The sequence below is a fragment of the Mesorhizobium sp. WSM4845 genome (assembly GCF_055811455.1).
This window is the reverse complement of the sequence record NZ_JBVVQA010000041.1, coordinates 1-9,135: the sequence shown is the minus strand read 5'-3', so window position 1 is coordinate 9,135 and position 9,135 is coordinate 1. Positions and strand designations below refer to the sequence as shown.

9 protein-coding genes and 1 tRNA gene are annotated in these 9,135 nt (G+C 65.0%); 2 read left to right on the top strand and 8 right to left on the bottom strand.

Annotated elements, in window-relative coordinates:
* The 5 genes from AC0L2C_RS30405 to obgE form a co-directional block, all read right to left on the bottom strand.
* Positions 1-759: MFS transporter (locus tag AC0L2C_RS30405; protein ID WP_473525154.1), on the bottom strand; the 759-nt coding region annotated here is incomplete at its 3' end.
* A gap of 196 nt (positions 760-955) precedes the next feature.
* Positions 956-1,543 (bottom strand): nicotinate-nucleotide adenylyltransferase, encoded by a 588-nt coding sequence (locus AC0L2C_RS30400; RefSeq protein ID WP_027152843.1) that lies wholly within the window; start codon positions 1,541-1,543, stop codon positions 956-958.
* A gap of 251 nt (positions 1,544-1,794) precedes the next feature.
* The gene (locus AC0L2C_RS30395) at positions 1,795-3,081 is read right to left on the bottom strand and encodes a glutamate-5-semialdehyde dehydrogenase (protein ID WP_419695103.1); all 1,287 of its coding nucleotides are present in this window, start codon (positions 3,079-3,081) and stop codon (positions 1,795-1,797) included.
* Positions 3,082-3,084: 3 nt separating this feature from the next.
* Entirely contained in the window at positions 3,085-4,281 is a 1,197-nt protein-coding gene (gene proB / locus AC0L2C_RS30390) for a glutamate 5-kinase (protein WP_128245913.1), read from the bottom strand.
* A 2-nt stretch (positions 4,282-4,283) separates the two neighbouring features.
* Positions 4,284-5,312, bottom strand: coding sequence for a GTPase ObgE (obgE, locus tag AC0L2C_RS30385; RefSeq protein ID WP_128168566.1), 1,029 nt, complete (start codon positions 5,310-5,312; stop codon positions 4,284-4,286).
* Between the two features lie 147 nt (positions 5,313-5,459).
* On the opposite strand from obgE, the gene AC0L2C_RS30380 reads away from it, so the two are divergent.
* Positions 5,460-6,329, top strand: coding sequence for an endonuclease/exonuclease/phosphatase family protein (locus tag AC0L2C_RS30380; RefSeq protein WP_473525153.1), 870 nt, complete (start codon positions 5,460-5,462; stop codon positions 6,327-6,329).
* Between the two features lie 10 nt (positions 6,330-6,339).
* Here the strand turns inward: AC0L2C_RS30380 and AC0L2C_RS30375 are convergent, their stop codons facing one another.
* The 3 genes from AC0L2C_RS30375 to AC0L2C_RS30365 form a co-directional block, all read right to left on the bottom strand.
* On the bottom strand, positions 6,340-6,927 hold the full coding sequence (locus tag AC0L2C_RS30375; protein ID WP_128173597.1) for a GNAT family N-acetyltransferase: 588 nt from the start codon (positions 6,925-6,927) through the stop codon (positions 6,340-6,342).
* A gap of 116 nt (positions 6,928-7,043) precedes the next feature.
* Positions 7,044-7,313: a 50S ribosomal protein L27 gene (gene rpmA, locus AC0L2C_RS30370; RefSeq protein ID WP_023678077.1), complete on the bottom strand. Its 270-nt coding sequence runs from the start codon at positions 7,311-7,313 to the stop codon at positions 7,044-7,046.
* Between the two features lie 99 nt (positions 7,314-7,412).
* Entirely contained in the window at positions 7,413-8,114 is a 702-nt protein-coding gene (locus tag AC0L2C_RS30365; protein ID WP_473525152.1) for a 50S ribosomal protein L21, read from the bottom strand.
* Positions 8,115-8,435: 321 nt separating this feature from the next.
* Between AC0L2C_RS30365 and AC0L2C_RS30360 the strand changes: the two genes are divergently transcribed.
* A tRNA-Ser gene (locus tag AC0L2C_RS30360) sits at positions 8,436-8,525 on the top strand.
* The last annotated feature ends 610 nt before the right edge of the window (positions 8,526-9,135 follow it).

Here is a 9,135-nt window from a genome sequence, read left to right as displayed (position 1 = left end):
CCCCCCCCCCCCCCCCCCCCTTGTTGGGGGCCCCCCCCCCCCCCCCCCAACCCCCCCCCCCCCCCCCCTCCTCCCCCCCCCCCCCCCCCCCCCCCCCCCCAAAAAACCCCCCCCCCCCCCCCCCCCCCCCCCCCCCCCCCCCCCCGCGGGGGGGGGCCGCGGCTGGGCAAGCCGCGTCAACCCGACGGGGAGGATCGACAGCGCGGTGAAGGCGATGCCGACCAGCGGCGCGTCCGCAGCCCGTATGTCGATCAGCGCCAGTGTGGAGTAGCCGACACCGAGCCCGGCGACATAGGCGACGTAGAAGAAGGCCATGACCCTGCCGCGTATGGCGTTGGCGATGACGTCGTTCAGCCAGCTTTGCGCAACGATGAACAGGCCGCATATGGCAAAGCCGTAGAGCGCGCGTGCCGCGATCCACGACAGCGGGTGCGGTCCGGCCCCGACGGCGGCGTTCGACAGCACGATCAACGCCGACAGCACCATGAATGCGCGCGCATGGCCGACGCGTCGTACCAGCGGACCGGTCAGGATGCAGCCTGCCAGGCCGCCGGCCGAGAGGCCGGTGACGATCAGCCCGGCCCAGGTCGGATCGAAGCCTTCGGCGCCGAGCCGGACCGGGATATAGGCGAACATCAGTCCGTTGCCGACCGCTACCAGCGCCATCGACAGGACGACGCTGGCGATGGCGATCGCCGGGGCCGGCGGGCTGCCCTGTGCCGGGTCGCGTCTGGTCTGGTTTCGCTCGAGAATCGCCATACCCGCGCAGGATCGCTCACGGACCGAGGAAAGGCAGCCGCAAATGCGACATCGCCGTAAGTGCTTAGGTCTTCAAGGTAGCGATCCTTCCAGCACCCCTCATCCGACCGAGCGGAGCCTGTCCTCGGGCTTGCCGGAGGCAAGACCCGTGGGCTCGGCCACCTTCTCCCACAAGGGGAGAAGGAGAAAGAGACTCCTATCCCTGCGCCATCTTGCGGATCGCGGTCGATGACAGCGACGAGCGCGGGCCGTGGATGAAGGTCCAGGCCGGCGCCTTCATGCGGGCGAGCCGCGGCGCGTCGCCCTCGTCGACACGCGCGTAGTCGAAGGTCTTGGCGACAACCGACGACAGGAACGACAGCGTCGCGCCAGGGCGATCGATCACCGCGATCGGAAACGTCATCACGATCTGGCGCCAGCGCTGCCAGCGATGAAAATCGCGCAGCGAATCGGCGCCCATGATCCAGACGAAGTCGACGCCCGGGTTGCGCGCCTTGACCAGGGCCAGCGTGTCGGCGGTGAAGCGGACATAATGGCTCGCCTCGAAGGCGGTGACCTTGACCTTCGGGTTCCGGGCAATCTGCTCGGACAGGCGTAGCCGCTCGGCCAGCGGCGCCAGTTCCCGCGCGCTCTTGAGCGGATTACCCGGCGTCACCATCCACCACAACTGATCGAGCGCCAGGCGCCTGAGCGCGATCTCGGCGACCAGCGCATGGCCGGCATGGGCAGGATTGAACGAGCCGCCGAACAGTCCGACGGCCAGGCCCTTTTCGGCATGCGGCATTTTTAGATAGTGGGAGGGAACGGTGGGGCCGGAAGGGGAGAGCATCGTGCTAAGCACCCCCCTCTGCCCTGCCGGGCATCTCCCCCTCAAGGGGGGAGATTGGCGGCTTCATCGCAGGTGCAAATCTTGCAGCGCCGGCGATTGGCGAAAACAGAAATGACAGCCAATCTCCCCTCTTGAGGGGGAGATGTCCGGCAGGACAGAGGGGGGTGGCTGGGCGCACGCCTCTCAGGCTCTAACCGCGAATAAGCTCAAGGCCTCACCTGTCCCGTCCCGCGCACGCGGTACTTGAACGAGGTCAGTTGCTCGACACCGACCGGGCCGCGCGCATGCATCTTGCCGGTGGCGATGCCGATCTCGGCGCCCATGCCGAATTCGCCGCCATCGGCAAATTGCGTCGAGGCATTGTGCAGAAGGATCGCCGAATCGATCTCGTTGAAGAACCGTTCGACGGCGTTCGTATTCTCGGCGACGATCGCCTCGGTGTGGTGCGAGGAGAAATTCTCGATGTGCTCGATCGCACCGGCAACGCCATCGACCAGTTTTACTGCGATGATGGCATCGAGATATTCGCTCACCCAGTCGGCGTCGGTCGCAGGCTGGGCGTCGGCAAACACTTTCAGCACCTCGGCGTCGGCGTGGATTTCGCACCCTGCCGCGCGCAACGCCCCGAGGATCGGCACCAGATGAGTGGCGGCAACAGCGCGGTCGACCAGCAGCGTCTCGGCCGCGCCGCAGACGCCGGTGCGCCGCATCTTGGCGTTGACCGCGATCCTGGCCGCCATGTCGAGATCGGCCGAGCGGTCGATGTAGAGATGGCAGATGCCTTCGAGATGAGCGAAGACCGGCACCCGCGCCTCGTTCTGGACGCGTTCGACCAGGTTCTTGCCGCCGCGCGGAATGATGACGTCGATATTGCCGGAAAGTCCTTTCAGCATCTCGCCGACGGCGGCGCGGTCGGCGGTCGGCACCAGCTGGATGGCATCCTGCGGCAGCTTGGCCGCTTTCAGCCCTTCGACCAGGCAGGCATGGATCGCCGCCGAGGAGTTGAGCGAATCCGAGCCGCCGCGCAGGATCACCGGATTGCCGGCCTTGAGGCACAGCGCGCCGGCATCGGCGGTCACGTTCGGCCGGCTTTCGTAGATGACGCCGACAACGCCGAGCGGCGTGCGCACGCGCTCGATATGCAGGCCGTTCGGCCGGTCCCATGCGGCAATGACATCGCCGACCGGATCGCGCAGCCCGGCGATTTCACTGATGCCGTCGGCCATGGCACGGATGCGGCCGGGATCAAGCTTCAGCCGGTCCATGAAAGAAGCCGAAAGCCCCGACTGCTCGCCATTTTTGATGTCGATGGCGTTGGCGTCGAGAATATCCTGCTCGTGGCGAAGGATCGCCTGCGCCATACCGATCAACGCGGCGTGCTTGCGCTCGGCTGTGGCGACGGCCAGCGGTCGGGCGGCAGCGCGGGCGCGGCGGCCGATATCGGCCATCAGCGCCACCGTATCGTCCCGGGATTTTTCATGCAGCTTCAGCATGGCTCATCCTCCGCTATTCACCTCGTCACCGACCGCTTGGTCAGCGGCCTGTACTTGGTCGCCGGCCTGTACTTGGTCACTAGAATGGCTCACCACAAGGTCGTCGCGGTGGATCATCGCCGATCGCGCTTCATAGCCGAGCACCGTTTCGATCTCGGCTGTTTTCAAGCCAGCGATCCTTACGGCATCGGCGGCATCGTAGGCAACCAATCCGCGCGCGATCTCGCGGCCTTCGGGCGACAGGATCGCCACCGTGTCGCCGCGCGAGAAATTGCCGCTGACCAGCTTGACGCCGGCCGGCAGCAGCGACTTGCCCGACAGCAGCGCGCCGATGGCGCCGGCATCGACTGTCAGCCGGCCTGCCGGTTCGAGCTGCCCGGCGATCCATGTCTTGTAGCCCTTGACCGGATTGGCGCTCGGCCGGAAGAACGTCGCCCGCTCGCCACGCTCGATCGCCAGCAGCGGCGACAGCCGCGTGCCTGATGTGATGATCATGGCAGTGCCGGCGGCGGTGGCGATCTTGCCGGCGTCGAGCTTGGTGCGCATGCCGCCGCGTGAAAACTCCGAAGCGGCCGCACCCGCCATCGCCTCGATGTCAGGCGTGATGCGGTCGACGACAGCGACGAACCTGGCATGCTGGTCGCGCGCCGGCGGCGCCGTGTAGAGCCCGTCAATGTCGGAGAGCAGCACCAAAAGGTCCGCGCCCATCATCGTCGCCACCCGCGCCGCCAGCCGGTCATTGTCGCCATAGCGGATTTCGGAGGTCGCCACCGTATCGTTCTCGTTGATGACCGGCACCGCCTTCATCTTGAGCAGCGTCGAGATCGTCGCGCGCGCATTGAGATAACGGCGGCGCTCTTCGGTGTCGCCGAGCGTCAGCAGGATCTGGCCCGATTTCAGGCCGCCCTTGCCGAGCGCATCCGACCAGGCGCCGGCCAGCGCAATCTGCCCGACGGCCGCCGCCGCCTGGCTTTCCTCGAGCTTCAGCGCCCGCTTGCCGAGGCCCAAAATGGTGCGGCCAAGCGCGATGGCGCCGGACGACACGACGAGGATCTCGGCGCCATTCTCGGCCAGCACTGAAATGTCGTCGGCAAGCGAGGCCAGCCAGTCGCGCTTCAGCCCCGCCGTGCGGTCGACAAGCAGCGCCGAGCCGATCTTGACGGTGATGCGCCGGTATTTTTTCAGCGACTGCGCGGCCATCGCTATCTCCAGCGCGTCTCGACCGGAGCGGCGACAGCTTCGCGCGCCTCGGCGACGACCGTCATCAGTGCGCGCAGAACCGCCTCGACGCCTTCGCCGGTGACGGCGGACAAAAGCATCGGCGCGCGGCCGGCGGCGCGTTTCAGCGAAGCGACCTTCTTCTTGCGCGCGTCGGCATCGAGCGTGTCGACCTGGGAAAGTGCGACGATCTCGACCTTCTCGACCAGCCCATGGCCATAGGCGTCGAGTTCGGCGCGCACGGTCTTGTAGGCCTTCCCCGGATTTTCTTCCTGCGCCGAGACGAGGTGCAGGAGGACCCGCGTGCGTTCGACATGTCCGAGGAATCGGTCGCCGATGCCGACGCCTTCATGCGCGCCTTCGATCAGGCCGGGAACGTCGGCGATGACGAACTCGCGCCCGTCGATACGGGCCACACCGAGGCCCGGATGCAGCGTGGTGAAGGGATAGTCGGCGATCTTCGGCTTCGCTGCGGTGACGGCGGCGAGGAAAGTCGACTTGCCGGCATTGGGCAGGCCGACCAGGCCGGCATCGGCGATCAGCTTGAGCCGGAGCCAGATGTTGAGCTCTTCGCCCGGCTGGCCCGGATTGGCGCGGCGCGGCGCTTGGTTGGTCGAGGTCTTGAAATGCTGGTTACCGAAGCCGCCATTGCCGCCCTTGGCCAGCAGGAAACGCTGGCCGACGACGGTCAGGTCGCAGATCAGCGTGTCGTTGTCCTCGGCAAAGACCTGCGTTCCCGCCGGCACTTTCAGCGTCACGTCGGCGCCCTTGGCGCCGGTCATGTTGCGGCCCATGCCGTGCGTGCCGGTCTTGGCCTTGAAATGCTGCTGGTAGCGATAATCGATCAGCGTGTTCAGCCCATCGACCGCCTCCACCCAGACGTCGCCGCCGCGGCCGCCGTCGCCGCCGTCGGGACCGCCGAACTCGATGAACTTTTCGCGTCGGAACGACACCGATCCGGCGCCACCATCGCCGGAGCGGACATAGACCTTGGCTTGATCGAGAAATTTCATCGTATTGCTGAGTTTCTGCTAACGGCCTTGCGGCATTGCTCTAACGTTTGGCACTGCTCTAAACCAAGGCGGGGCGAAGGGCGAGGCTGTTTATCAACATGGCCCGAGTCTGAACATGGTCCGAGTCTGAACATCGCCGGAGTCGCAATGCAGCTTGTAACCTACAACATCCACTACGGCGTCGGTCTTGACGGCCGCTACGATGTCGGCCGCATCGCCGATGCCGTGCGCGGCGCCGACGTGATCGCGCTGCAGGAGGTCTCGCGCAACAACCCCAACAATGGCGGCCGCGACATGGTGGCCGAGCTTGGCGAGGCGCTGCCCGAATATTTCGCCGTCTACGGCAGCAATTTCGAGGCCAATGTCGGCTCGCGTCTGGAAAACGGCCGCGCCATCACCACCACTTTCCAGCTCGGCAACATGGTGCTGTCGAAAACCCCCGTTCATCTGTCGCGCAATCTCCTCTTGCCGCGCAGCCGCAGTTTTGAAGTGATGAATTTCCAGCGCGGCGCGCTGGAGGCGCTGATCGAGACGCCGCTTGGCTTCGTCCGCTTTTATTCCACCCATCTCGACCACCGCAGCCCGGTCGAACGCGCCAGCCAGATCCGGTTTCTGCGCCGGCGCCTGTTGAACTATGCGATCGAGGGCGGCGCGCTGTCGGGCGTCGCCGAGGTCGGCCTGCCGGACCTGCCTTGTCCCGAAGGCTTCGTCGTCATGGGCGACTTCAACATGCTGGCCGGATCGCCGGAATATGTCGAATTCGCCGGCCGCCTGGATCACGAATTCGGCATGCCGGTAACCGCGGATCTTGCCGTCGATGCCGCCCTGCGCCTTGCCGCCGCAGGCGCCGATCTCGTCACCTGGGTCGACCCCAAGCGGCCTGGCGACGCCAGCCGCCACAAGCGCATCGACTATGTCTTCACCAGCGCCTCGCTGGCCAAATCGCTGAAGCGCCTGTGGGTCGACCGGCAAGCAGTCGGTTCGGACCACTTGCCGGTCTGGGTCGAGATGGTTTGACCAGCGTCCGTCAGAAATGCACCCAGTTCCGCAGGCTCGTCCAGGTCTTGCGATCGAGACGGTAGCGCTCGACCGGCACCTGGCCGGCGACGATCGAGTTCAGCATGCCCTGGCCGGCATATTGGAAGCCGCATTTGTGGATGACCCGGCGCGAGGCCGGATTGATCACCCGCGTCGAGGCATGCAGCACCTGGATCGACGTCCTCTGGAAGGCGAGGTCGACCAGCGCATGCGCGGCCTCCGTCGCATAGCCGCGCTTCCAGTATGGCTCGCCGATCCAGTAGCCGAGCTCCAGCCCGCGATCGGTGGTGTTGAGGCCGGCGCATCCGACGAAGGTTTCGGTGCCGGCCAGGGTCAAGGCATAGGCAATGCCGGCCCGGCGCGATGCCGTCATCGCGAGGAAGGCGCGTGCCTCGGCCTCGCCATAGGGGTGCGGCATGCGGGCCAGCATTTCGGCGACATGGCGATTGTCGGCGAGCGCCACCAGTTGCTCGATGTCACTTTCGCGCGGCGCCCGCAGGACCAGCCGCTCGGTCACCAGGACCGGACAATCTATCGCGTAACTTTCACCGTCTGTGTCATCCGCTTCGGCAACCATGTCAGTCCTCCAGGCAAGAAAAAGGGGAGATGGAAACCCATCTCCCCTGATCCATTTCCTGGCTTGGCCAGACACCGGTTCCCGAGATGGGTGCCGGTGTTCTCGTGCGGAACCGGCTACTCCGCGGCCTTGGTCATCGGGTTCACCGATACGTAGGTTCGGCCATTGGCTTTTTTATTGAAGGTGACTGCGCCAGCTTCGAGCGCAAACAGCGTGTGATCCGTGCCAATGCCGACATTGGTGCCGGGATGCCACGTCGTGCCGCGCTGACGAATAATGATGTTGCCCGGAATCACGGCTTCGCCGCCGAATTTTTTCACGCCGAGCCGCTTGGAATGGGAGTCGCGACCATTGCGCGACGAACCGCCAGCTTTCTTGTGTGCCATCTAACTAACTCCGATGCGCCGCTAGGCGCTTAAAGGGTCTTATGAACGCGTTCGCGTTCCGTTTCAAGTCCGAACCGGCGACGATCGCGCCGGCCCGCTTTACTTCTTCGCCAAATCTTTGGCCTGCTCGCGCCAGTCCGTGATCTGGTCGGCGCTGAACGGCATATGCTCGTCGATCTTGGCGATATCCTTGTCCGACAGCTTGGCGATCTGGGCGAAGGTCGTGATGCCCTGCTCGTTCAACTGGCCGGCCGCAACCGGGCCGATGCCCTTGATCACGGTCAGATCGTCCGGCTCGCCCTTCGGCGCTTTGAACAGCGGCGCGGCGGCGGTTTCAGTTGCCTTGGCTTCCTTCTTCGGCGCAGCCTCTGCCTCGGTCTTTGGCGCGGCTTCAGCCTTCGTCTCGGCCTTTGCGGCAATCTCGGCCTTCGCCTCGGCCTTCGCCTCGGCCTTGGCCTTGGCCGCGGCCTTCTTCGTCGGCTTGGCGCCGCCCAACAGGATCTCGGCGATCCGCACGGTGGTCAACAGCTGGCGATGGCCGATCTTGCGGCGCGAATTCTGCCGGCGGCGCTTCTTGAAAGCGATGACGGTGCGGTTCTTGCCCTGCTCGACGACTTCGGCGGTGACCAAAGCGCCGTCGACGAACGGCGCGCCAAACGTGACATTCTCGCCCTCGCCATGCGCGAGCACGTGGCTGATCTCGACGATGTCGCCGACCTGGCCTTCGACTTTTTCGATCTTCAGGAGATCGTTGGCGGCGACGCGATACTGCTTGCCGCCCGTTTTGATGACTGCGAACATTTTTTGCCTTTCGCTGTTCGGTCGGCCTTGACGAACCGCTTCAGCGGTTCGGCCGTCTTTTTGTCAGTCTGCGGGTTCAAAAAGCAAGCGGCGCGGAAGAGCCCTCCACGCCGATTGCGCGCTGTCCCTAGCCGAAGGTGCGGCGCGAGTCAAGGCAAACGGCCGAAAGCAAGCCGGTGCCGTTGGCACAAGCGGCAGAGGTATCGAGGGAGGAGCCATACGGCCCGGAGAGAAGCCTGATATCAGGCAGATTGGCCCTTGTAACCTGTCCGTCCAGCCGTTATCTAGTGCGCCGCGCCGGCAACGGCGGACCATGACCGCGGAGAGGTGGCAGAGTGGTCGAATGCACCGCACTCGAAATGCGGCATGGGTGCAAGCCCATCGGGGGTTCGAATCCCTCCCTCTCCGCCATACGACATTGTTTGCACTGATAAAAATCAAAGAATAGGTTGCGCGCCCGCCATAAAGCCCGCCTACCGAAAACGCCGTATTCGCGGCACGTCAGCTTACGACACAAATATGCGGGGTTCATGCTTCGACCTGGTAGATGGCAGAGATCAACTTCGGCCTCGCTAAGCGAAGTCGTGGGGTAGCGACAACGGAATCAGGATAGGCGACTAACACCCCGTGCCGGGTCAACCTCGCCGTCGGGAAGTACCGATCGGTGCGGACCCAAGCGGATTCACCCTTGTCGGCGGCGGACGCCGGCGGTGGCGGTCAGCACCCGAGCAGGCTTCCCATTGTTGACGTCCGCTGCGCATCTGCGGCGACCGTTGCCATGTCCTCTGCTCCCGGGTTGACGGTGGTGTAGACGAGGAGCACTCTCGAGTGTCAGCAGATGTGGTCAGGTTGAGTGTCGGCGAGTAGCAGAGGTCCAGCAACCATGACTTTGAGGCGAACCAGAGCTTACGCCGCATCCGGCTTGGTTCTAGCGATTTGCACTGTGTTTGCTTGGCAGAACGCCACTGCTGCTCACAATTGCCACGCAGCCGCGACGCCTGGCGTCAATTGGCACGAGTGT

What these genes read in the sequence shown, in the direction of transcription:
- AC0L2C_RS30400 (WP_027152843.1), bottom strand. Translation starts at nt 1,543, where the DNA reads ATGCCGCATGCCGAAAAGGGCCTGGCCGTCGGACTGTTCGGCGGCTCG.
- AC0L2C_RS30395 (WP_419695103.1), bottom strand. Translation starts at nt 3,081, where the DNA reads ATGCTGAAGCTGCATGAAAAATCCCGGGACGATACGGTGGCGCTGATG.
- proB (WP_128245913.1), bottom strand. Translation starts at nt 4,281, where the DNA reads ATGGCCGCGCAGTCGCTGAAAAAATACCGGCGCATCACCGTCAAGATC.
- AC0L2C_RS30375 (WP_128173597.1), bottom strand. Translation starts at nt 6,927, where the DNA reads ATGGTTGCCGAAGCGGATGACACAGACGGTGAAAGTTACGCGATAGAT.
- rpmA (WP_023678077.1), bottom strand. Translation starts at nt 7,313, where the DNA reads ATGGCACACAAGAAAGCTGGCGGTTCGTCGCGCAATGGTCGCGACTCC.
- AC0L2C_RS30380 (WP_473525153.1), top strand. Translation starts at nt 5,460, where the DNA reads ATGCAGCTTGTAACCTACAACATCCACTACGGCGTCGGTCTTGACGGC.
- obgE (WP_128168566.1), bottom strand. Translation starts at nt 5,312, where the DNA reads ATGAAATTTCTCGATCAAGCCAAGGTCTATGTCCGCTCCGGCGATGGT.
- AC0L2C_RS30365 (WP_473525152.1), bottom strand. Translation starts at nt 8,114, where the DNA reads ATGTTCGCAGTCATCAAAACGGGCGGCAAGCAGTATCGCGTCGCCGCC.